The sequence below is a fragment of the Streptomyces sp. NPDC027672 genome, assembly GCF_055566335.1.
Genome location: NZ_JBVHSO010000003.1, coordinates 352321 through 375072, shown reverse-complemented (window position 1 = coordinate 375072; position 22752 = coordinate 352321). Strand labels below are relative to the sequence as shown.

Here is a 22752-nt window from a genome sequence, read left to right as displayed (position 1 = left end):
GGGGCGGACGCGTGCACATCATCCATTTCGCCTTCGAGTGCGGCGGGTTCGACAACCGCCTGATGCGCGGCGGGCTGTCGCCGCTGGTGTGGAACCTGTCGCGCGAGTACGCCGCGCGCGGTCACCGTGTCTCGGTGGTCACGCCCGCGCACGGACTGCTCGACAGCCTGCGGCGCGACCACCCGGTCGAGGAGCTGTCCTACCGCCACGAGCACCGCGTGCCGCTGGTGCCGGACCCCAAGGTGTGGCCGGACCACCCGGCCGAGATCACCCTGGAGCTGACCACCCGGGCGCACCGTCTGCGCAAGGACGGCGTGGACGTGTACTTCCTCTCCGACGCGTATCTGGACCGGCTCCCGGACCGGCTGTACCCGCCGCCGGGCATGGAGGGCAGGGACCTGGCGTACTTCAAGCCGCTGGTGTTCCAGGTCGCGGGCGCGCACTTCATCCAGCGGTGTCTGGCGGACGGGGAGGCGGTGGTGCACGGCTTCGAACCGTACTACCACTACCTGCTGCCGGCGCTGTTCGCCGGTGATCCGTCGCTGCGGACCGTGAGCACGGTCGCGGCCAACGCGCCCGTGACGCAGGCGGTGTACCGCCCGCAGGTGGAGCGGCTGCTCGACCTGTTCGGCGTCCGGGCGGACCTGGACGCGCTCGACGATCCGCCGCCGGCCGAGGACAGCCCGCGGGCGACGATGGCCCGGGTCCTGGCGGGCACCCGGATGCACGCCGAGCACGGCCCGGACCACGTGCCCTTCCTGCCGCTGATCCTGGCCCACGCCGATCTGGTCGACTTCGTCTCGCCGGGCCAGCGGGACCACTACAGCACCTTCCGCGACACCCCGTTCCAGGACCTGTTCGACACGCTGCCGGTCTCCCGGATGCTGCGCGAGCAGGCGCACAAGCTGCTCGTGGGCGGCTGCGGGATAGCCGACGGCTGGCTGGCGCGCGACCCGGCGGCCGTCGACCGGGAGGCGGTGCTCGGCGCCCTGGGCCTGGACCCGTCCCTGCCCGTCTTCTACCACGCCGCCCGCTACGCGGTGCACCACAAGGGGCAGGTGGAGCTGGTCCGGGCCGTCGAGGAGGTGCTGGCGGACGGTGTCCAGGCGTCGTTCGTGCTGCGCTTCGCCACCGGCGGGGGCGGCGGCCGGACGGCGCCCGCCGCCAACGCCTACTTCCAGAGCGTGGCGGACCGCTATCCCGGCCGCGTCCACCTGGACTGGCGGCTGGCCGACGAGGACACCCTGTTCGAGCAGGCGGCCTGCGCCGACTTCTGTGTCTTCCCCTCGAAGTTCGAACTCGACGGGTTCCTCATCGCGCAGGCCGAGGCGATGGCGTGCGGGGCGGTGCCGATCGCGACCGCGCAGAGCGTCACCGCGCACTTCGGGCACGCCCTGCCCCCGGAGGATCCGCGGGCCACCGGGTTCTCGCTGCCCGGCTCGTTCCGGGACGACGACCCGGCCCTCGCCGAGGCGCTGGCCGAGCGCATACGCCAGGCCGTCGCGCTGCGGCGCACGGCCCCCGACGACTACGCGCGGCTGTCGGCCAACTCCCGTGCCACGGCCCGGGCGTTCACCTGGGCGCGGAGCGCGGACCGGCGCCTTGCGGCCTTCGCGGACGTGCTGCGCGGCCGGCCCCGGCCCTTCCCTGCCGAGGACGCGATCCGGTACGGCTGGTTCGACGTCCTGCCCGCCGCCGACCGGGTCCGGCACCGCGCACTGCTGGCCCGGCACGCCGAGGCGCTGGGCGACACGGCGGCCTACGCGCGCTGCGCGCCGCTGGACGAGGAGGCGTACGAGCGTCTCTTCGAAGCGGCCTACGCGCGGGCCGACTTCGTCCGGTGCGCGCAGACGGCCCGGGCCGCCGGACGGGCGGACTGGGCGGCGCGGGTGCGCGGACGGTACCGGCTGCACCGGGACGCCGCGGGCCGCCGGCACCTGGAGTACCGGCACCCGCACGCCCGGCACGTGGAGGTGGCGGTGCCCGGTGCCGCGGCCGCCCGCCCGGGCCCGGAGTCACCCGCGGAGGCCGTCGCCTCCGACGAGGCGGTGCCCGCCGGCAGCGGTATGGTCCTGGCCCCCCTGACGCCGGCCGGCGAGGGCGTCTTCCGGACCGTCCTGGCCGGGCCGCCCGCCGGGGACCACCTGCTCGTCATGCTGACCCTGGCCTCCGGGCGCGTCACCTGGGACACGGTGCCGTGCGAGGACCTCACCGGCCCGCCGCCCTTCCGGCTGGTGGCGACCGACCTCGACGGCACCCTGCTGCGCAGCGACCAAAGCGTCTCCGACCGCACCCTGCGCGCCCTCGCCCGGGCGGCCGAGGCCGGGGCACACCACCTGGTGGTCACCGGAAGACCGGCCACGGCCTGCAAGCAGTACCTGGCCGCCCTCGGCTACCGCGGCCTCGCCGTGTGCGGGCAGGGCGCGCAGCTCTACGACGCGGGAGCCGACCGGCTGCTCAGCTCCGCCTCGCTCGACCTCGACCTCGCGCGTGAGGTGGTGGCGCGTGTCGAGGCGGTGCTGGGGCCCCTGGAGCTGGGTGTGGTGACCGCGCCGCCGGAAAGCCGCTTCAAGGTCACTCCCCGGTTCGGGGAACGGGTGAGGCACGGCTGGGACGTCACCACGGACCGCCGGCTGCTGTGGACGGACCCGATCGACAAGCTGGTCCTGCACCACCCGGGCCTGCCGGAGGAGGAAGTCGAGGCCACGGCACGGTCCTTGTGCGGCGACTCGGTCACCGTGGTGCACTCGGTGCAGGGGATGGTGGAGGTGCTGCCGGCGGGCACCACCAAGGCGGCCGGGGTGGAGCGCGCGGCGCGGCTCCTCGGCGTCGACGCGGCCGAGACGATCGCGTTCGGCGACATGCCCAACGACATCCCGCTGCTGGCCTGGGCCGGGCACGGCGTGGCCGTGGGCAACGCCCATCCGGCGCTGCGGGCGATGGCCGACGAGATCGCCCCCGGCAACGACGAGGACGGTGTCGCCGCCGTCCTGGAACGCGTCTTCGGCCGGACGGAGCCGGTGTCGTGACCGAGGACCTGCGCGCGCTGGCGCGTGCTCACGGGATCGCCACCGCGTACACCACCGACCGGGGGCAGCGGCGGGAGGTGGCCCCGGACACCCTCGTGGCGGTGCTCGCCGCGTGCGGGGTGGACGCGGCCACCGCCACGGCGGCCCGCGCCGCCCTGGCGGACCACCACGCGCGGACGGCCGCCCGGCTGCTGCCCGAGTGCGTCGTCGTACGCGGAGACGCCCTGCCCCCGCTGGACCTGCCCGGAGACGCCACGGCGGAGGTGGCCCTCGAAGGCGGAGGCACCGCCGCCCTGTCCGGCTCGCTGCCGGTGGGCCGGCACACCCTGCACGTCGGCGCGGCGGGCCGCGACGCGTCCGCACCGCTGCTCGTGGTGCCCGGCCGGCTGCCCGTCCCGGCCGGGCGGCGCTGGGGGTTCCTGGTCCAGCTCTACTCGGTGCTGTCGCGCCGCTCCTGGGGCATGGGCGACCTCGGTGACCTGGCGGAGCTGGCGTCCTGGGCGGGACACGCGGCCGGGGCGGACTTCGTCCAGCTCGGCCCGCTGCACGCCGTGGAGCCCGGACCGCTGCCGGACCCGTCGCCGTACCGGCCCGCGTCGCGCCGTTACCCCGACCCGATGCACGTCCGGGTGGAGGCGGTCCCGGAGTACGCCTACCTCACGGGTGAGGCACGGCGGACCGCCGACCGGTGCGCCGCCCGGGCCCGCGCCCTGAACGAGGGCGTGCTCCGCGGTGAGCTGCTCATCGACCGGGAGACGGTGCGCTCCCTCAAGCACGAGGCGCTGCGCGCGGTGCGCCGGGTTCCGCTCACGCCCGGGCGGGCCGCCGCGTTCGCGCGGTTCCTGGCGCGCGAGGGCGAGGACCTGACGGACTTCGCCACCTGGTGCGCGCTGGCCGGTGTGCACGGCGGGGCCTGGCGGTCCTGGCCGGCCGCCCTGCGCGATCCGCGCTCCCCGGCCGTGGCCCGGGCCCGCGAGGAACTGGCCGCGGAGGTGGACTTCCACCGCTGGCTCGCCTGGATCACCGACGAGCAACTGGCCGCCGCGCAGGCGGCGGCCACCGGGGCCGGCATGGGGCTGGGCCTGATCCACGACCTGGCGGTCGGGGTCGCCCCGGAGGGCGCGGACGCCTGGGCGTTGCAGGACTGCCTGGCCGCGGGCATGAGCGTCGGCGCGCCGCCGGACGACTTCAACCCCTACGGCCAGGACTGGGGGCAGCCGCCGTGGCGTCCCGACGGGCTCGCCGCGTCCGGCTACCGGCCGCTGGCCGGGCTGCTGCGGGCCGGGCTGCGGCACTCGGGCGCCTTGCGCATCGACCATGTGATGGGCCTGTTCCGGCTGTGGTGGGTGCCCGAGGGTCGGCCGCCGTCCGAGGGCACGTACGTCCGCTACGACGCCGAGGCGATGCTGGGCGTGCTGATGCTGGAGGCGCACCGCGCCGGGGCCGCCGTCATCGGCGAGGACCTGGGCACGGTCGAGGCCGGCGTCCGCGCGTCGCTCGACGAGCGCGGGATCCTCGGCACCTCCGTGCAGCGGTTCGAGTACCTCGGCGGGTCGGAGGGGCGGCACGGACCGCTGCCGCCCGAGCGGTGGCGGCGCGACTGCCTCGCCACGCTGACCACCCACGACCTGCCGACGACCGCGGCCTGGCTGAGCGGCGAGCACGTGGACCTGCGCGCCCGGCTGGACCTGCTCACCCGTCCGGAAGCGGAGGAGAAGGCCGAGGCCGTGGCCGAACGCGACGGCTGGCTGGCCGAGTTGCGGCGGCTCGGACTGCTGCCCGACCCGGACGGGGAGGTCGTCGCGCTGCACCGCTTCCTGTGCCGTACCCCGGCCCGGCTGCTCGGCGTCTGGCTGCCGGACGCGACCGGCGACCGCAGGCCCCAGAACATCCCCGGCACGTCCGCGGCGCACCCCAACTGGCGGCTGCCCGTGAGCGATGACCAGGGCCGTCCCGTACCGCTGGAGGATCTGCCCGGCCGGCCCCTGGTGGCCGCTCTGTCCCGGGTGTTCGCGGACCTCCGCCGGCATCGTGAGAACACATGAGGAGAGAGATGTCAGGCCAGGTTCTTGACCGGGTGGACCAGCCGCCGACAGGGGTCGCCGAGGACCCCGGGGGCTTCGACCTGAGAGCGCCCGACGGCACCCGCTACCGGGTCGACCTCACGACCGGAGCGCTCGATCCGTCCAACCCGCTGCTCGCCGGCTATCTGGGCGCGCGCCGGGTGGTGGCCTTCGTCAGCGCGACCGTCGACCGGCTGTACGGCGACCGGCTGCGCGCCTATCTGGACGCGCACACCGGGCCGGGCCAGTGGACCCTGCACGTCATACCCACCGGTGAGCACCACAAGACGCTCGCCGCGGCGGAGCACGTCTGCGCCCTCGCCAAGGCGGACGGGCTGGACCGGCACGGCGTGATGCTCGCGGTCGGCGGCGGCATCGTCGCCGACGTGGTGGGCTTCGCGGCGTCCATGTACGCCCGCGGTGTCCGCTACGTCAAGGTCAACACCACGCTCGTCGGCCAGGTCGACGTCGGCGTGGGCGTCAAGACCGGCGTCAACGCCCTGCGGACGAAGAACATGCTCGGCGCCTACCACCCGGCGCACGCCTCCCTGAACGACCCCGCCTTCCTCGGGTCGCTCCCGCACCGGGAGATCCGCTGCGGGCTCGCCGAGATCGTGAAGATGGCCGTGATCCTGGACGAGGACCTGTTCGCGACGCTGGAGCGGCACCCGGACGTGTTCCGGCGCCCCGGCGGCGACGGGCCGGCGGACCCCGCCCACGGGGAGCTGGAGACCTACGTCCTGCGCACCTCCATGCGCCTGATGATGGAGGAACTCTGCCCCAATCTGCGCGAGCACGATCTGGCCCGGCTGGTCGACTTCGGGCACACCTTCAGCCCCGTCGTCGAGACGGCCGGCGGCCACCGCCTGGAGCACGGCGAGGCGGTCGCCGTCGACATGGCGCTCTCCGCCCACCTGGCCCGCCTGCTCGGCCTGGCGGACGACGAGACCTGCGCGCGCGTGGTGGGGCTGCTGCGGCGGATCGGGCTGCCGGTGTTCGACCCGGACACCTGCACCGAGGACCTGATGGCGCAGGCCCTGCACGCCTCCTGGCAGCGCCGGGGCCGCAAGCTGCACCTCGTGGTGCCGACCGGCGTCGGCAAGGCGGCCTTCGTGGAGGAGCTGGAGGACGTCCCCGAGGAGGTCCTGCGGGCCGCGCTGCGGGCGCTGGCGGCGGACGGGGAGCGCCACGATGGCTGAACCCGTGGTCAATCTGCGGGACCTGCTGACCGGCAAGGAACGGGACCACGGCGGTGTGGGCACGATCCTCGCCCACCGCCTCTTCGCGGCCGGGACCGGCTCCCGGGGCGCCCGCTTCATCGACCTGGCCGTGCTGCCGCCGGGCACCTCGATCGGCCGGCACCGGCACGGCGCCGACCGCGAGACCTATGTCGTGCTGGACGGCGGCGGCCTGATGTACCGGGACGGCGAGGAGTTCCCGGTCGGCCCCGGCGACGTCGTCGTCAACGCCCCGCACGGGGAGCACGGGCTGCGCAACGACGGGGAGCGGGACCTGCGGCTGCTCGTCTTCGAGGAGGAAACGGATGGACGGCGTCCCGTCGCCGAGGAGGGACCGGGTGGCCGGCGTGACGGCTGACGAGGTGTTCACCGTGCTCGACGTGGGCGGCACCACGCTGCGCATCGGCGCGTACGACCCGGGGACGGACGTCCTGTCCCGGGTGCGCAGAGTGCCGGTGGACGGCCTGCACCGCGACCCCGGCGCGCCCGTGCCGGTGCTCCAGCGGCGGGTGGTGGAGCAGATCGTCCGCGAGGTCGCCGCGTACACCGACGGACGGCCGCCGCGCGCGCTGGGCGTGGCCTTCGCCGGGCCGATCACGGCGGCCGGGCTGGTACGGGCCGCCCCCACCGTCTGGGGGCGGCGCGGCGACCCGCTGCCGCTCGGCGAACTGCTGACGGAACGAACCGGCGCACCGGCCGTCGTGGTGAACGACCTGACGGCGGCGGCCTGGCGGTACGCCGCCACCGAACCCGGCGACTTCTGCCTGCTCACCATCAGCTCCGGCATCGGCAACAAGGTGTTCCGCGGCGGCGAGGTCCTCGTCGACGCCGACGGTCACGGCGGCGAACTGGGGCACTGGGTCTGCGACCTGTCCGCCGACGCGCCGCTGTGCGACTGCGGGGGCCGCGGGCACCTCGGTGCCATCGCCTCCGGCCGGGGTGTGCTGGCCGCGGCCCGCCGGGCCGCGCACGCCGCCCCGGCCGCCTTCCGCGGTTCACGGCTCGCCTCCTTGTGCGACAGCCGCGCGGACGGCATCGACAACCGGGCGGTCGCGGCGGCGGTCCGCGCGGGCGACCCGTTCGCCACGGAGGTGCTGCGCGGCACCCTCACCCCGCTCGCCCAGGCCATCACGAGCGTGTTCACGTCGGTCGGGGTGTGCCGTTACATCCTGATGGGCGGTTTCGCCCTGGCGGTCGGCGAGCCCTACCGGCGGCTGCTGGTGGCCGAACTGGTGCGGCTGGGCTGCTTCGGCCTCGAACCGGAGCAGATCGACGCGCTGGTGTCGCTCGGGGTGGCCGACGACGACCACGGACTCATCGGGGTGGGCCGGCTGCTGGCGGCCCGGACGCCGCTGGCCTCCGCGCGGGGGGCGTCGTGACCGGCAACGGCACCCTGGTCGTGGGCAGCGGCCTGGTCGGTACCGGGATCGCCCGGCGACTGGCGTCGGCGGGACGGCCCGTGACCCTCGTCTCGCGCCGTCCGCCCCGCACGCCGGCCGAGGAGTTCGGAGCACGCTGGGCGGCGCTGGACGCCACCGACGCCGGGGCCTGCCGGCGGCTGCTCGACGAGCTGCGGCCCGGACGCATCGTCCTGGTGCACGGCCCCTCCGACGTCACCTGGTGCGAGGAGCACCCGCAGGAGACGCGGGATGCGCACGTCACCGTGGCGCGCACCTTCGCCGCCCTGGCACCGCGGGCGCGCACCGTCCTGATCTCCACGGACAACGTCTTCGCGGGCGACTTCCCCCGCAACGACGAGTACAGCCCGCTCTCGCCGGCGAACGCCTACGGCCGGGCCAAGCGGGCGGCCGAGGAGGCCCTGCTCGCCCTGTCCGAACGGGCCGTCGCCCTGCGCGTCAGTCTCGTCTACGGCCACGAGCCGGCCGACGCGGGCAAGTGGCTGAACTTCTTCGCCGCCTGCGCGCACCGGCTGCGGCGCGGCGAGCCCGTCGAGGCGCCGGACGACCACTGGACGACACCGGTGCTCGTGGACGACGTGGCGGCGGTGACGGCGGCGCTCCTCGACGCCGAGCACCCGCTGCCCCCGGTGCTGCACCTGGGCGGGCCCGACCGTGTCACCCGCGCCGAGTGGGCCGCCGTCATCGCCCGGACGCTGGGCGCGCCCACGGAGCTGGTGGTGCCGGTGCCGCGCGCCCGCACCCGCTACGCGTCCCGTCCGGTGAACGCCTGCCTCGGCAGCGCGCTGCTGGGGAATCTGCCCGCCACCGAGCGGATCGCCGTCCGGGGCGTGCACGCGGGAGCGGAGCTGCTGGCCCCCGCGTTCACCGGGTCCCCGGCCGTATGAGCACGTGGCCGCGGGGAGCCCCGTGACCACTGCACCGACATGTTCCCGGCCCGCCCGCGCCCCGGGCACGGCGTGGCACCGGGCACCGAAGTAAGTCCCGTTCGCCCCGCGGGAGGCCCCGCTCGCACCGCTCGCCGACGGACCGGCGGCGCGCCCGGTGCCCTGCCCCGCCCCGGCGACGACCCAGCAACGGAGTGATCATGACAGATGCGTCCCTGCCGACCGGCTACGACGTCGTCGTCCTCGGCGGCGGCGTGGCCGGCTGCGTCCTGGCCGCGCGCCTCAGCGAGGACCCCGGCCGGTCGGTGTGCCTGGTGGAGGCCGGCCCCGACTACGGACCGCGGCCCGCGGACTGGCCGGAGAAGGTGCGCAACTCCCGCGCCCTGCCCCGGGACGACGTGTGGGAACGGCACACCGCCTTCTACCGCATCCGCGCCCGTGTCCTGGGCGGCTCCTCGTGCATCAACGGCGCCTGGAACACCTGGGGTTCGCACGCCGACCACGCCGAGTGGACGGAGGCGGGCGGCGAGCACTGGTCGGCCGCCGCGCTGGAGCCGTACCGGTCGCGGGCCGTCGAGCGGATGGGGCTGCGCACCGTACCGGACCACGAACTCTCGCCCTGGGCCTCGGCCGCGCTCGCGGCGGCGCGCGAACTCGGCTACGGCGAAGTGGACATGGGGCGTCCCGGCGGTCCCGGCTACGGCCGGCCGCTGATCAACTCGGTCGACGGCCTGCGCTGGAACGCCGCGTTCGCCTATCTGGACCCGGCGACCCGGTCGCGGCCCAATCTGACGGTCCTCGACGGTGCCCTGGTGGACCGGCTGTCCGTGCGCGGCGGCCGGGTGCTCGGCGCGCACATCGTACGCGAGGGCCGGCCGGTCACGCTGACGGCGGACACCTACGTGCTGGCCTCGGGCACCTTCGGCTCCCCCGGCGTGCTGCTGCGCAGCGGCATCGGTCCGGCCGCGCACCTGCGGGACATCGGCGTCCGGTGCGAGCTGGACCTCCCGGGCGTCGGCGCCAACCTGTCCGACCAGCCGGGTGTGTTCGTGCCCCTGTCGCCCACGGACGACCTGAACAAGGCGCTGGCGGCCAAGGAGGCGGCCGGCGAGCTGTACGTCAGCCGCATGCTGGTCCGGGCCGCCGGCCCGTCCTGCCCGGACGGGGCGTGGGACCTGCATCTGCTGCCCACCGCCGGTCTCCCGCTGTTCGGCGGGCTGCCGCCCGGACAGTACGAGGCCGGTATCTCCGCGTTCCTGATGAAGCCGGCCTCGCGCGGGCACGTCAGGCTCCGCTCGGCCGATCCGCTGGAGCCGCCCGAGATCGATCCCGCGTTCCTCACCGACCCGGCCGGCCGTGACCTGGCCACCCTCCGAGCCGGACTGGAGAAGGTGGACCAACTGGCCCAAGCCCTGGGGACGTTGGCGGGTCCCTCGGACGGCGCACCGGTGCGCGGGCTGTCCGACGCCGGCCTCCGGGAGCGGGTGGGCACCTACTGGCACCCGGTGGGCACCTGCGCCATGGGCCCCGGGGAGGACGCGGGGGCCGTGGTCGACGGGCAGGGCTCCGTCCACGGGGTGCGGGGGCTGCGGGTGGTCGACGCCTCGATCCTGCCGACCGTGCCGGCCGCCAACACCCAGTTGCCCGTCCTCGCCGTCGCCGAGATGCTCGCCGACACCTTCCGGCACTGACCATCCGTCCACCACCCGCACACACCACGGAGTCCGCCATGGCGGCACAGACCGACATCCGCACGCACCGGCTGGTTCTCGGCTGCATGGGCCTGGGCGGCGACTGGGACACCCGGCCTTACACGTCCGAGGACGTCGACCGCGCCGGGACCGTCGTCGAGGCGGCCCTCGCCGCCGGCATCACGGCCTTCGACCACGCGGACATCTACCGCTACGGCAAGGCCGAGGCCGTCTTCGGGGAGGTGCTCGCCCGCAGCCCCGGGCTGCGCGAGCGCATCGTCCTGCAGAGCAAATGCGGCATCCGGCTGCCCGACGGCGACCGGCCGGGGCTGTACGACCTGAGGGGTGCGAGCATCCTGCGCAGGGTGGAGGAGAGCCTCGGCCGCCTGCGCACCGACACCCTGGACGTGCTGCTCCTGCACCGGCCGGACCCGCTGGCCGACCCGGCGCAGATCGGCGAGGCGCTGGCCTCCCTGCACGCCCAGGGACTGGTCCGGCAGTTCGGCGTGTCCAACATGAGCGGCCCGCAGATCGCCTCCCTCCAGGCCCACACGGACGTCCCGCTGGTGGTCGACCAACTGGAGATGAGTCTGGCCCGGCGGGACTGGGTGGAGGCGGGCGTCCTGTTCAACACCCCGGCCGCCGCCGGGAACGGCTTCGCGCCCGGCACGCTGGAATGGTGCGCGGCGGGCGGCATCGGGCTCCAGGCGTGGGGCCCGCTCGCCCGCGGCCGGTTCACCGCCACCACCGACGCGCCGGTGAACCGGCTCGTCGCGGACCTCGCCCGGCGCAAGGACACCACACCGGAGACCATCCTCCTGTGGTGGCTCCAGCGCCATCCGGCGGGCATCGCTCCCGTCGTGGGCACCACCCGCCCCGAGCGCATCGCCGCCTGCGCGGACGCGGTACGGCGCGAACCGGACCTCACGCACGAGGAGTGGTACGAGCTGTGGGTCACCGCCCGCGGCACCGCTCTGCCGTAGGGCCGGGCGTCCGGGTCAGTAGCGTTGCGCCTTGGCGAGCACGGGTGTCAGTCTCGGCTCGGGCGGCTGGTGGCTGAAGGCGATCGGCTGTTGCCTCTTGCCCGGCCGAAGGTGTTCGGCGCCGACGTACCGGGTCTCGACGACCTTGCCCTCGGCGTTCTTGAAGTCGACCTGGACGGCGTACGACGCTTCGCTGTCCGTCTTGTTGGTGATGGTGATCTGGACGGCGAGGATTCCCCCGGTCTCCGCCCGGGGGATGCCCGTCATGCCCACCTCGGCCAGGGCGTTGCCGCGGCCGTCGACCTTCTTCAGCTCCTTCTGTGCCGCCGCGCTCCTGCGCTGGGTGTCGGCCTCCACCGACGCCTCGAACTCCGAGGCCCGCGCCGAGGCGGAGGAGGCCGCCGCGGACGCCGACGCGTGGGCCGAGCGGCTGGCCGCGGAAGCGGACGACGCCAGAGCCGACGGCGGCCGGCCACTGAAGGACGAGGCGTTCGGTGAGCCGGAGGCGCGGGGCGAGGAACCGGTGTCCGTACCGCCTCCGCCGCCGCAGCCGGCGAGCACACCGGCGAGGAGGGCGCTCGCTACGGCGGTCCGGCGCGCGGTCCGGGCGGGGCCGGTGAGTCGTCTCGTGGGCATGGTGCCGTCCATGGGGTCGGGGACTCCTGCCTCCATAGTCGGGGGCGGATGTGCCGCGTGCGACTCGGACGCGGCCGGGCGGACCGGCCGCCGGCACCGGAGTCCCGGCCCGGGGTCCTCTCGGACGGCGTCGGGCGGCGCGCTCCCGTTCGCCGCGCCGGCCGGCCTCCCCGTCGGCCGGCGGCGGGCCGCCGCCGTGCCCCCGGCCGCCGGCCGGGCGGGGTGACTTCAGGTGCCGGCGTGGGTTTGGCCGAGCGCGGTGAGCGCGGCGTCGGCCTCGGCCTGCCGCGGGCTGCGCAGCACCGCCAGGGCGTCACGGGCGGCGCGGAGCGTCTCCCGGGCCTCGGGGTGTCCGGTGGCGCTCAGCGCCTGGCCGAGGTCGAGCCGGGCGTGTTCGGCCCAGGCCGGCATCTGGGCGGCCTCGAACGCGGCGAGGGCCTGCCGGAGCGGCGCCTCGGCCTCCTGCCAGCGCTCCAGGGCCGCCAGGTCGTTGCCGATCTGCTGCCGGGCGACCGCGTGGTACAGCCCGATCACCTCCCGGGTCCGGCCCGGGACCCCCGCGTGGCAGATCCGCTCGCTGCGCCGGTGGATGTCCAGGGCCTCGGCTGCCCGGCCGGTCTGGCGCAGCAGGGTGCCGAGGCTGTTGAGCATCGTCAGCTCGGCCAGCCGGGCCTGCGGTGACGGCTGGGAGGCGAGGCAGCGGGCCCCCTCGCGCAAGCGCTCCTGGGCCTCGTCCGCGCGGCCCAGCCGGTTGAGCGCGCCCGCGCCGTAGCCGAGTGCCCAGCCCTCTTGCAGCCCGTCCCCGCAGTCGCGGGCCGCCGTCAGCGCGGCGTCGGCGCTCCGCAGAGCGGCGTGGGGGTCGTGCACGCAGAGGTTGTAGGCCCAGGCGAGGTAGTTGAGGTGGACGGCCTCCTCCCGTCTGCTGCCCAGGGAGCGGGCGGAGTCGGCGGAGCGCCGGAACACGTCCACCCACTGCTCCCAGTGCTGGTTGAGATCGGAGAACCAGTGCATGGCCTCCGCCGTGTCCAGGACCTCCCGGTGCCGGCCGGTCTCGTGGGCCCGGCGCAGCGCGGCGAGCCACTGGGACCGCTCGGCCTCCAGCCAGGCCCGTGCCTCGTCCCGGCCGGTGGGCGCCGTGTCCGGGTCCGGGTCGCCCGGCCACGTGGTCCGTTCGTGGCCGACGTCGAAGTGCAGCGCGGCGGCGGTGGCCCGGCGCAGCATCCAGTGCGCGGTCCGGTCGAGGGCGGCGTCACGGGCCTCGGGGCCGTCCTCGGCCTCGGTCTGTTCGGCCGCGTAGAGCCGGAGCAGGTCGTGGAAGCGGTACCGCTCGGCCCCGGCGTCGCTCTGCAGCAGGCCGGCGTCGGTCAGTTCCTCGGCGCAGGCGATCGCCTCGTCCAAGGAGAGGCCGGCCAGCAGCGCGCCGGTCTCCGGGCTGAAGTCCGGGCCGGCGGCCAGCGCGGCGCGGCGCAGCAACGTCCGCGCGTTCTCGGGGAGTTGCCGGTAGGAGAGCGCGAAGGCGGCGCGCACCCGCAGGTTTCCGGCCTGGAGGCCGTCCAGCCGCCGGCCCTCGGCGGCGAGCCGGGCGACCAGCTTGCCGAGGCTTTCGTGCGGACGGCTCAGGAGCCGTTGGCCGGCGATCCGGACGGCCAGCGGGAGGTGTCCGCACAGGTCGGCGAGGTCGCGCGCGGCCTGTGCCTCCGCCCGCACCCGGTCCGGGCCGATGATGCGGGTCAGCAGTTCCACCGCCTCCTCGCGCCGCAGCAGGGCCAGATCGGTGCGGTGGACGGACTCCAGGCCCGCCAGGACGTGACGGCTGGTGACGAGGGTCAGGGACGGACCGGTGCCGGGCAGCAGCGGGGCGACCTGGGACTCGTCAACGGCGTTGTCCAGCAGCAGGAGCATGCGCCGCTCGCCGGCCAGGGAGCGCCACAGGCCGGCGCGGTCGTCGGTGCCGGCCGGCAGCGCGGCGTCGGCGACGCCCACCGCGCCCAGCAGGCGGGCCAGCGCGTCCCGGGGGGTGGTCGGTTCGGGATCCATGCCGTGCAGGTCCAGGGCGAACTGCCCGTCGGGGAAGTGCGGGGCGAGGCGGTGCGCGGCGTGCACCGCGAACGCGGTCTTGCCCAGACCGGGCTGTCCGGCGACCACGCTGACCACCGGCCGGCCCGGAGCGGCCTCCCGCGCCAGCTCCAGCAGCCGGGCGAGGGCCGGCCCGCGCGCGGTGAAGTCCTGGATGTCGCGCGGCAGGGCCAGGGTGCCGGGGCCGGCCGGGCCGGTGGCCGGCCGGGGGCGCGGACGGCCCAGGGCGGCGGACTTCTCCAGGTCCGCCGCCTCGTCGTCGTCCAGTCCCAGCGCCTCGGCCAGCGCCCGCACCGTACGGCGCTGCGGCCCCCGGGTGCGCCCGCGTTCCATGTCCGCCAGCGCCCTGACACTCACCTGGGCGTCGTGCGCGAGTGCTTCCTGGCTCAGCCCGGCACGGGTCCGCAGCCGGCGCAGCCGCTGCCCGAAGTCCTCCGTGGATGGCGTGCCGTCGCGCACCGTCGATGTCCCCGATCGTCCGGCCCGTCCGGATGAGAGCCCCCGGCAGAAGTATGGCCGACGGTACTTCTGCCGGGACAACCGCCTGGGTTGTGGAGACCGGAAGTGGTCGACTGAAGACCGACGCGGAACGGTCGGCCCGCACGAACGCGGTCCCGGCAACGCGTCCCCGGCGGACGCATCCGCCGGGGACCGGAACCCGTGCGGGCCAGGAAGCGGCCCAGACCACCCTCCGTCGACTGAAAACCGCGCACCACCAGCAGGACGACCTCGGCCGGCGGCACCACGCCGCGGCCCCGCACCACTCCAGGGGGAACTCTCCATGAACATCTCGCGTCACCGCTCCGCGCTGCTCGCCGTCGCGGCCACGGCTCTCACTCTGTCCCTCACCGCCTGCCAGAGCGACGGGGACACCACGTCGAAGTCCTCGGCGGCCCCCGCGGCCACCGTGGCGTCGGCCACGTCGGCCACGTCGGCCGCCCGGGCGGCCGGCGGCGAGGCCGCCAGCGCGTCCGAGGCGACCGGGTCGGCTGCCTCGGCGCACGCGACCGGATCGAAGGACTCCGCGAACTCCACCGGTGCCACGGGCTCCACCGCTGCCACGGGCCGGCAGGCTTCCGCCTCCGCCCCGCTGTGCACCGCGCGGGACGTCGCCGTCACCGCCGCCACGCAGGACGGCCCGCCCTACACCCACATCGTCCTCACGGCGAAGAACACCTCCTCCCACCCCTGCCGGCTGACGGGCTTCCCGCACATCCAGTTGCTGGAGAGCCACAAGCAGGACGTCCCGGCCGTCGCCAAGAGCAAGCCCGCCACCCCGGTCGTCCTCACCGCGGGAGCCCCGGCCTACGCCCTGGTGAAGGTGTCGGACGGCGGAGTCGACGAGGACAACGAGCCCGTGTCGGCGTTCTCCGTCACGCTGGAGAACGACTCCACGGTCATCACCGTCACCGCGCCCGGCAGCGGCGGCATCGCCGCCGACCCGGCCAAGGCCCTCACCGGCTACTGGACCCCCGAACTGCGCAACGGCGCGGACGACTTCTGATCCCCGCAGCCGCCGCGGGGCCCTGCGGCCCCGCGGCGGTCCGACAGCGGTCCCCGGACTCCCCGCCCGCACACCCCCGGACACCCGGCTCCCGCCTCGCCCCGGTCGCGACGAGCCGCCTACTGCGCGGCGCAGGCGGCCCCCTCCGTGCGGCTGCTCCTGCCCTGCCGGTACGCCCCGCACGCCAGGGCGACCCGCGGGCCCTGCTCCGACTGGCGCAGCAGGACCAGGGTCTTGTCCCGCGGCGGCATGTTGCTGCCCTGGCCGTAGGAGATGTAGCCGGTCGTGCCGTCGAAGGTGATCCCGCTCCGCAGCGCCGTCAGCATGGCGTTGGGGTCCACGCCGCCCTGGCCGGAGAGGGCCATGTCGGCCGCCCGGGACAGGACGTGGAAGGCGTCGTAGGACACCGCGGAGTGGCCGTCGTCGCGCCAGGGGTCGTCCTTGGCGGGCCCGCTCACGAACGCGTCGTACCTGCTGACGAACTGCTTCGTCCGCTCGTCGGCGGCGCCGGCGTCGGCCGGCAGCCGGTGCGCCGAGTAGTACAGCCGCAGCCAGTCCTTGTCGGTGAACTCGCCCGTGAGTACCACGTTCGTCAGCTCGTTGCCGCCCAGCATGGTGATGTCCCGATGGATGCACGTGCCTTGCGTGTCCAGGGCGTTGACGAAGGCGACGAAGTCGCGGGCGCGCGCGGACCAGTAGACGACCGTGGGCTCCGCGCCGCGCAACGCGTCGCACACCGTCTCCGCCAGATCGTGCGCGCTCCTGACCTTCGGCGTGCCCGCGGGCGCGCCGGTGAAGTCGCCCTCCTGGGAGAAGTTGACCAACTGCGTGCTGCCGTGGAAGTCCCCGCGGAACTTGTCCGCGAGGCTCTTGCTGTACAGATCCGCCGAACTCTGGATCACGACCGCCTTCCTGGCCGGTTCGCAGCCGCCGGAGGCGCGCGCGACGATGGGGAAGCCGGTGGCGAAGTCCGCCTCGATCCGCGCTTCGGTGCTGTTGAGCGGCGTGAGGGGCCAGTAATTGGCGCTGACGAGCATCTCGTCCGCGGTGGCGGTGGTGCCGATCACGGGGAGTTCGGCCTGCTCCAGGATCTTCAGGGCCCGGCGCGTCGTCTCCTTGCTCTGCGCGAAGCCGAGCACGCCGACCACCTGCTCGTAATCCTTGCCGCCTCCCTTGCCTCCCTTGTCTCCCCCGCCGTCCTCGCCCGCCTGGCCGTGCTCGACCTGGCCGACGAGTTCCCGTGCCTTCTGCTCGGCGTGGACGAAACCCTTGCCGGTGGTGAGCACCTCGACCCGCAGCGGCACCCGCGAATCGTCCGAGATCGCGTCCTTGTTCAGTTTCAGTTGCCACATGGCGATGCCGCGCAGCTCCGGGATCGTGCCGTCGAACAAGGTGTCCGTCTCCGAGGTGGGGCCGTCCGACGTGAACGCGACGACCGTGCGCACGGTCTTGCCCTGCTCCGCGAACCGCTCGGCCTGCCGGTTCTGGGCCCGGATCTCCGCGAGCGTCTCGTCGTACCACTGCTTCGGATGCAGCGGGACGGGCACGGTGTACCTGCTGCCGGCGACCGGCATGTCACCGGCGACGCAGCTGCCCGACTCCCGCTTCACCGGCGTGAGCAGTGCCGTCCCGCCGACCCCCGCGAGCCCCAGCGCCAACGCGGTGCCCCCGGCGACCCCCGCGGTCACCGTGCGCCCGCCGACGCGGTACGACGTGGGAGACGTGGGACGGATGATCAGCCCCTCCCTGGTGAAGGGTTCCTCCCGCAGCCGTACCAGGATCACGTCCGAGCCGGACTGGTGCAGCATCCGGCCCGCCGAGGTGAGGCTCGACACCGCCGGGCTGCCGAGGTTCGCCAGCAGCGTGCGGGAGGGCACGCCGACCGCGATGACCAGGGGACCCGCCGCCTGTGCGGTGTGCTTCCGCTCCTGGTGGAAGGAGCACAGGAAACGCTCCACCGCCTCGGCGCCCGGCCTGCCCTCCTTCGGCAGCGGAAGCAGGAGTACGGGGCGTGCGGTGCGACGGCGTTGCAGGGGCCGCACCCTGCCGACCGCGGGCGTCTTCAGGTCTTCCAGCAGCGCCCGGGTCAGCAGCGCTTCGAGGGCGGCGAGCGACTCCTGGTGCCGGGCGTGGTCGGGCGGCAGCACGAGCCGCGCCATCTGGCGGTCGGCCACCTCGTCCATCACCGCGAACAGGGTCTCGGCGTCGCCGGACATGCCCAGCATGCCGCCGAGCCAGCGTTGGCGGGCCGGACGGAACAGCCGCGGGGCCCGCACCAGCTTGCGGGTCTTGCGCCGTTCCCAGCACCAGCGGGGCAAGGTCCGGGTGATGCCCTGCCACAGCGAGCCGAGCAGCCAGCCGCGGATGCCGCCGACCGGGGGCGACTCGCTGCCGCCGAGTGCCCACAGGAACACCTGGAGGCGTCCCTCGCGCCGCTGTTGGCGGTGGGCCCGCAACTGGGCGTGCGCGTGGTCGCGCAGCACGTCCGCGCCCGGGGCCCGCCGCTCGTCCGCGTGGTCCCTGATGTAGCCGACCGAGTCCCACAGCGGCCAGAAACCGGGCAGCCGGTCCGGCGTCATGTGCTTGGGCATGCCGAGGGCCAGTCCGCGGGCCGCGGCGCCGGACAGCAGTTCGGAACCGTCGTCGGCCGTGGGGATCGCGTACGGGACCAGTTTCGCGTCCTGCCGGCCGCGCAGTGCCTGCTCCAACGCCCCTACCAGGCGCCGGACGCGGCTGTCGTACTCGGCGTCACCTCCCGCGACGTCCAGGATGACCAGCGGTGGGGTGTGCGCGAGCAGGTCCCGGTCGGCGGGCGACACCGCCTGACGGAACTCCCGGACGAAGTCGTCCGCACCCTCGTCGTCCGGGAAGCCGCTCGGTAAACGGTCGGGTCCGGTCATGGAAGATCCCCCTCAGATCACCTCGGCAGGTCACGTCCTTCGACCCGCCCTCTCCCTGCAGTGGAGGGGAGAGTACTGGCAACGCCGCCTCTCCCACGCCCGTTCACGAGAAGCGCTTTCCCTCCCCCGCCCGCACGGTCCGCCCCGGCCGGAGTGCACCTCCTCGACCACGGCGGCCGCGACTGGGTGATGCCCGGTACGACGGCCGCCGACGCCTCGGAACGCTCCCGTTCCGGGCACGCGCGGACGCGGTCGGACCGGGTGCGTTCTCTCCTCCGGAGAACGGCTGACGGACAGTCGTGCGGGGCCGGCAGGACTGTCCCGGTGCCGCGCGTCGTCACGACGACCGGCCGCCGCAGGGGTAGTCCGGCGTGTCCCGGGTACGCGGGTCCGGGCGCCTTCGGTAACGAAAGGCCTGTACGCGGCACCCGTTGAAGCTGGGAGACGACATGACGTTCCGCCGGCCGACCGGGGCACTGGCCAGGTGCTCCGCTGAAGTGCTGGCCGGGCGGTATCGCCTGGACGCGGTCATCGGATCGGGCGGCGCCGGCGTCGTCCACCGCGGCTTCGACCTGCGTCTGCGACGGCCCGTGGCAGTCAAGATGTTCCGCGCCGACGCCGACTCCGGCCTGGAGGAGAGCTTCCACAACGAGGCGGTGATCCTCGCCCGTCTGCACCACCCCGGTCTGGTCACCGTCTACGACGCCGGACGGCACAACGGCCGCGCCTACCAGGTGATGGAGCTGATCGAAGGCCCCACGCTGAAGCACCGCATCGCCGCGGGACCCCTCACCCCCGGCGAAACCGCCGCCCTCGGTGCCGGCCTGGCCCGGGCTCTGGCCCACGCACACGAGGCGGGCATCGTCCACCGGGACGTCAAACCCTCGAACATCATCCTGGACACGGCCGGCCGCCCCCATCTGACCGACTTCGGCATCTCCCGGCTGCTCGACGCCACCACCCGCACCGCCACCGGCACCCTGGTCGGCACGGCCGCCTATCTGTCGCCCGAGCAGGTGCTCGGACAGCCCGTCGGCCCGCCCGCCGATGTCTACGCCCTCGGCCTGGTGCTCCTCGAATGCGTCACGAGCAGGGTCGAGTACGACGGTGGTCCCCTGGAGTCCGCGATCGCACGCCTCCACCGCCGGCCCGAGCTGCCCGGCTCCCTGCCGGAGCAACTCGCGGAGCTACTGGGCGACATGACAGCGCTGGAGGTACCGGCCCGCCCCTCGGCGGACGACTGCGCCCGGACCCTGGACGCCCTGGCCGGCACGGCCGGGGCCGCTCCCGCCCCGGCCCGGGTCACGAGCCCGGTCCCCCGGGAGACACCGGTGCGGGCGGACGTCACCCACCGGCGCCCGTCCTGGACCACCGACACGGCGCCGCCGAAGACCGCGCCGGCCCGCGGACGCCGCCTGGTCGCCGGCGGAGCCGTCGCGCTGGCCGCCGTCATGGCCACCACGATCGCCGCGTCCGACGGCACCCGGCACCAGGGAGGCGGCGGCGAAACGACACGGGCCGCCGGCAGCCCGTCGGCGACGGACCGGCTTCCGGGCACGGCCGGTACCGGCGCCGAAGGATCCGCGGCAACGACGCCCTCCGCCCGCGACGCTTCCGGCCGGCAGTCCCATGAGCCCACCCGCGAGCAGAGCGCCGGGCCGGCCGCCACCACCCTCGCGGAGGTACCGGCCGCCGACACCGGCACGCCCGCTTCCGCAAGCCCGCTGTCCCACCGCCCCGGGGAGTCCGCACCGGATCCCAGGAACATGGACCCGACGGGCCCTCGCACCTCCGCCACCATCCCTACGGCACCGACCTCCGGGAAAGAACCCATAGAGGACACCGAGTCCGGGAAGAGCGGGAAGCCCGGGAAAGCCAGGAAAGCCGGGAAGCACAGGAAGCAGGGGAAGCCCGAGAAGGCCGACGAAGCCGGGAAGGCCGGGAAGGCCACGGACAAGCCCGGCAAGGGCAACGAACGGTAACGGCGTCACGCCCGAGGCGGCCCTGCTCCGGGGTGACCCTGCTCCGGGACGGCCTCCGCGGGTAGTGTCCGGTTGCCGCCTCCGACCAGAGCGGATACCTGATGAGGGGGCCGCGCATGCGTCTTCGCCCTCGCCGAACGGCCATCGCATCCGGCACCCACCTTCGTCGAGAGCGGCACGGCTACCCTCCCGACGAAGGAAACGGCTGGAAGTATGGGACACCTCCTCATGAGGCCGGCGCCGCTTCGGCTGCTCGGCACCGCGCTGCTCCCGGTGCTGTGCCTGACGGCCTGCACCGCCGGCACAGACCCTGTGCCCGACCACCCCGCGACAGCGGCCTCTCCCCCGAGCGGAGACACCCCGGCGGAGAAGAAGCTCGCCGCACGGGCGCAGTCGGCACTCGATGCCGTCACCGAACAGGGTGATGCGATGGTCGAGTCGGGGATGGAACGCGTCTCCGACGGGATCCACACCCGACCCGGCCTCTCGACGGGACGCCCTTACAAGCTGACGGTCGTCTGCGCCGGAAAGGGAGACGCGGAGATCGTCGTCACCCCGGGCAAGACCGCAGCAGCCAGACCCGTTCCCTGCGATGGCTCCGTGGTATTCGAGCGTTTCACGGGCGGTACGGCCCTGCGCATCGACGTCCGGGGCAAGGCCGAGGCAACCGGGATGATGGCCTGGCGGATCAACACGCTGTGAGCCGCTGCCGGAGGGTCAGGAGGTCGGCGGCGCCAGGTAGTCGCCGTGCTCCAGGTCTTCGAGCAGTGTCGAGTGCGTGGGCGACCAGCCGAGCAGCTCCTGGGTGTACGAGCTGGAGACGGGCGCGTCGAGACCGTAGACGGTGGCCATGAACGGGTTCGGGAAGTGCGCGGCGGCCTGCTCGGGGGTCAGCGAGACCGCGGGCAGGTCCAGGCCCCGGGCGATCGTCTCCGCGATGCTCTTCAGGGTGACGCCGCTTTCGGCCACTCCGTGCAGCACGCTGCCTGCCGGAGCCTTCTCCAGGGCCAGACGGAAAAGGACCGCCGCGTCGAGCCGGTGCACCGCGGGCCACCGGTTGCCGCCGTCGCCGACGTACGCCGAGACGCCGGTCTTCCGTGCGGTGGCGACGAGCATGCCGATGAAGCCGTGGTCGCCGGGACCGTGGACGGTAGGGGCGAGCCGGACCACGCTCGCGCGCACTCCGCGGGCGGTGAATCCCAGAGAGGCTCGCTCGCCCGCGATACGGAAGGCGGCGATCCCGGCCGTGTCGGGCTCGTCCCTCTCGGTCGTCTCCCGGCCGACGGGCATGACCAGGGTGCCCGAGGTGCTGACCAGCGGCTTGCCCGAGTGTTCCAACGGCCGGCCGAGCGCCTCGATGGCGGTCCGGTCGCGCCGCATCATGTCGTCGAGGTCGGAGAAGTCGCCGCCGTAGGCCATGTGCAGAACGCCGTCGGCGGCCTCGGCACCGCGGCGCAGGCTGTCGAGGTCGTCCAGGGAGCCGGGGTGTGGTGTGGCACCCAGCGACTCCAGCCGGGCGGCGGCGGCGTCCGACCGCGCCAGAGCGGTGACGGTGTGGCCGGCCGCGATGAGTTCGGCGACGACGGCGGGGCCGGTCAGGCCGGACCCACCAGTGACGAATACACGCATGGAACGTGCTCCCCAATGTCAGTGACTGGCACTACTTAGCGCCAGTCACTGACTCTACGGTAGCGCCAGTCACTGGCGTCAAGTAGTGCCGGTCGCTGATGTGTGCGGTATCGTCGCGGGGTGCCACGGAGCGGAGCAGAAGCGCGCCGCCGCCTTCAGCAGGCGGCTTTGGAGCTGTACCGGGAGCGAGGGTTCGACCAGACCACCACGGCGGAGATCGCCGCCCGGGCCGGCGTCAACGAGCGCACGTTCTTCCGGCACTTCCCGGACAAGCGGGAGGTGCTCTTCGACGGCGAAGCCGACCTGCGCGCCGCACTGGTGCGGGAGGTGGCCGCAGCGCCCGAAGGTCTCCCACCGCTCGAGATACTGCTGCACGCCTTCCGGAAAGCCGGACGGATCCTCGAGGACAACCGCGCGTTCTCCGAGCCGCGACTCGAAGTCATCGCCAAGACACCCGCGCTCCGCGAACGTGACCTGGCCAAGGCCGCGTCGCTCACCGACGCCGTAGCGGAGGCGCTGCGCCGGCGGGAGGTCGACGGCCGGCTGGCCGGCCTGGCCGCGCAGACCGGCTGGGCCGCCTTCCACCACGCGGCCCAAGCCTGGATCGACGACCCCGCACAGAGCCTGGACGCCCATCTCCTCCAGGCCTTCGCCGACCTGCGCACACTCTCCACGCCCGTCTCCCCGGCACCGGCACAGCTCGAAACCTGATACAC

16 protein-coding genes are annotated in these 22752 nt (G+C 74.5%); 12 read left to right on the top strand and 4 right to left on the bottom strand.

The window, feature by feature from the left end; all coding sequences use genetic code 11:
- Positions 1 to 11: 11 nt before the first annotated feature.
- From ACZ4SV_RS09720 to ACZ4SV_RS09685, 8 genes are all read left to right on the top strand, one after another.
- Complete coding sequence (locus ACZ4SV_RS09720; RefSeq protein ID WP_468002931.1) at positions 12 to 3029, top strand: HAD-IIB family hydrolase; 3018 nt, start codon at positions 12 to 14, stop codon at positions 3027 to 3029.
- Positions 3026 to 5074 carry a 4-alpha-glucanotransferase gene (malQ, locus tag ACZ4SV_RS09715; RefSeq protein ID WP_468002929.1) on the top strand — a complete coding sequence of 683 codons (2049 nt, stop codon included), beginning with the start codon at positions 3026 to 3028 and terminating at the stop codon, positions 5072 to 5074. The genes ACZ4SV_RS09720 and malQ overlap by 4 nt, the downstream gene beginning before the upstream one ends.
- Positions 5075 to 5082: 8 nt before the next feature.
- Positions 5083 to 6291, top strand: a complete 1209-nt coding sequence (locus ACZ4SV_RS09710) for a sedoheptulose 7-phosphate cyclase (protein ID WP_468002927.1) — start codon at positions 5083 to 5085, stop codon at positions 6289 to 6291.
- A complete protein-coding gene (locus ACZ4SV_RS09705) occupies positions 6284 to 6688 on the top strand; it encodes a cupin domain-containing protein (protein WP_365874440.1) in 405 nt (134 codons plus the stop codon). The genes ACZ4SV_RS09710 and ACZ4SV_RS09705 overlap by 8 nt, the downstream gene beginning before the upstream one ends.
- Complete coding sequence (locus ACZ4SV_RS09700; RefSeq protein WP_468002924.1) at positions 6678 to 7709, top strand: ROK family protein; 1032 nt, start codon at positions 6678 to 6680, stop codon at positions 7707 to 7709. The genes ACZ4SV_RS09705 and ACZ4SV_RS09700 overlap by 11 nt, the downstream gene beginning before the upstream one ends.
- The gene (locus ACZ4SV_RS09695; RefSeq protein WP_468002922.1) at positions 7706 to 8635 is read left to right on the top strand and encodes an SDR family oxidoreductase; all 930 of its coding nucleotides are present in this window, start codon (positions 7706 to 7708) and stop codon (positions 8633 to 8635) included. Before ACZ4SV_RS09700 ends, ACZ4SV_RS09695 begins: the two co-directional genes overlap by 4 nt.
- 200 nt (positions 8636 to 8835) lie before the next feature.
- The gene (locus tag ACZ4SV_RS09690; RefSeq protein WP_468002920.1) at positions 8836 to 10326 is read left to right on the top strand and encodes a GMC family oxidoreductase; all 1491 of its coding nucleotides are present in this window, start codon (positions 8836 to 8838) and stop codon (positions 10324 to 10326) included.
- A gap of 38 nt (positions 10327 to 10364) precedes the next feature.
- Entirely contained in the window at positions 10365 to 11309 is a 945-nt protein-coding gene (locus tag ACZ4SV_RS09685; RefSeq protein ID WP_397970642.1) for an aldo/keto reductase, read from the top strand.
- A 15-nt stretch (positions 11310 to 11324) separates the two neighbouring features.
- Here ACZ4SV_RS09685 and ACZ4SV_RS09680 read toward each other — a convergent pair whose 3' ends face one another.
- Both ACZ4SV_RS09680 and ACZ4SV_RS09675 read right to left on the bottom strand, forming a co-directional pair.
- On the bottom strand, positions 11325 to 11945 hold the full coding sequence (locus ACZ4SV_RS09680) for a hypothetical protein (protein ID WP_468002918.1): 621 nt from the start codon (positions 11943 to 11945) through the stop codon (positions 11325 to 11327).
- A 228-nt stretch (positions 11946 to 12173) separates the two neighbouring features.
- Positions 12174 to 14480, bottom strand: a complete 2307-nt coding sequence (locus tag ACZ4SV_RS09675; RefSeq protein ID WP_468002916.1) for an ATP-binding protein — start codon at positions 14478 to 14480, stop codon at positions 12174 to 12176.
- Between the two features lie 322 nt (positions 14481 to 14802).
- Between ACZ4SV_RS09675 and ACZ4SV_RS09670 the strand changes: the two genes are divergently transcribed.
- Positions 14803 to 15525: a DUF4232 domain-containing protein gene (locus tag ACZ4SV_RS09670; RefSeq protein ID WP_468002914.1), complete on the top strand. Its 723-nt coding sequence runs from the start codon at positions 14803 to 14805 to the stop codon at positions 15523 to 15525.
- A 119-nt stretch (positions 15526 to 15644) separates the two neighbouring features.
- Here ACZ4SV_RS09670 and ACZ4SV_RS09665 read toward each other — a convergent pair whose 3' ends face one another.
- A complete protein-coding gene (locus tag ACZ4SV_RS09665; protein ID WP_468002912.1) occupies positions 15645 to 18425 on the bottom strand; it encodes a type 1 periplasmic-binding domain-containing protein in 2781 nt (926 codons plus the stop codon).
- Between the two features lie 449 nt (positions 18426 to 18874).
- Between ACZ4SV_RS09665 and ACZ4SV_RS09660 the strand changes: the two genes are divergently transcribed.
- Together ACZ4SV_RS09660 and ACZ4SV_RS09655 are read left to right on the top strand one after the other, a co-directional pair.
- On the top strand, positions 18875 to 20407 hold the full coding sequence (locus tag ACZ4SV_RS09660) for a serine/threonine-protein kinase (protein WP_468002910.1): 1533 nt from the start codon (positions 18875 to 18877) through the stop codon (positions 20405 to 20407).
- Between the two features lie 213 nt (positions 20408 to 20620).
- The gene (locus ACZ4SV_RS09655) at positions 20621 to 21109 is read left to right on the top strand and encodes a hypothetical protein (RefSeq protein WP_468002908.1); all 489 of its coding nucleotides are present in this window, start codon (positions 20621 to 20623) and stop codon (positions 21107 to 21109) included.
- Between the two features lie 15 nt (positions 21110 to 21124).
- On the opposite strand, the gene ACZ4SV_RS09650 is transcribed toward ACZ4SV_RS09655, so the two are convergent.
- A complete protein-coding gene (locus tag ACZ4SV_RS09650; protein ID WP_468002906.1) occupies positions 21125 to 22036 on the bottom strand; it encodes an SDR family oxidoreductase in 912 nt (303 codons plus the stop codon).
- A 120-nt stretch (positions 22037 to 22156) separates the two neighbouring features.
- On the opposite strand from ACZ4SV_RS09650, the gene ACZ4SV_RS09645 reads away from it, so the two are divergent.
- Positions 22157 to 22747, top strand: a complete 591-nt coding sequence (locus tag ACZ4SV_RS09645; protein WP_468002904.1) for a TetR family transcriptional regulator — start codon at positions 22157 to 22159, stop codon at positions 22745 to 22747.
- Positions 22748 to 22752: the final 5 nt, after the last annotated feature.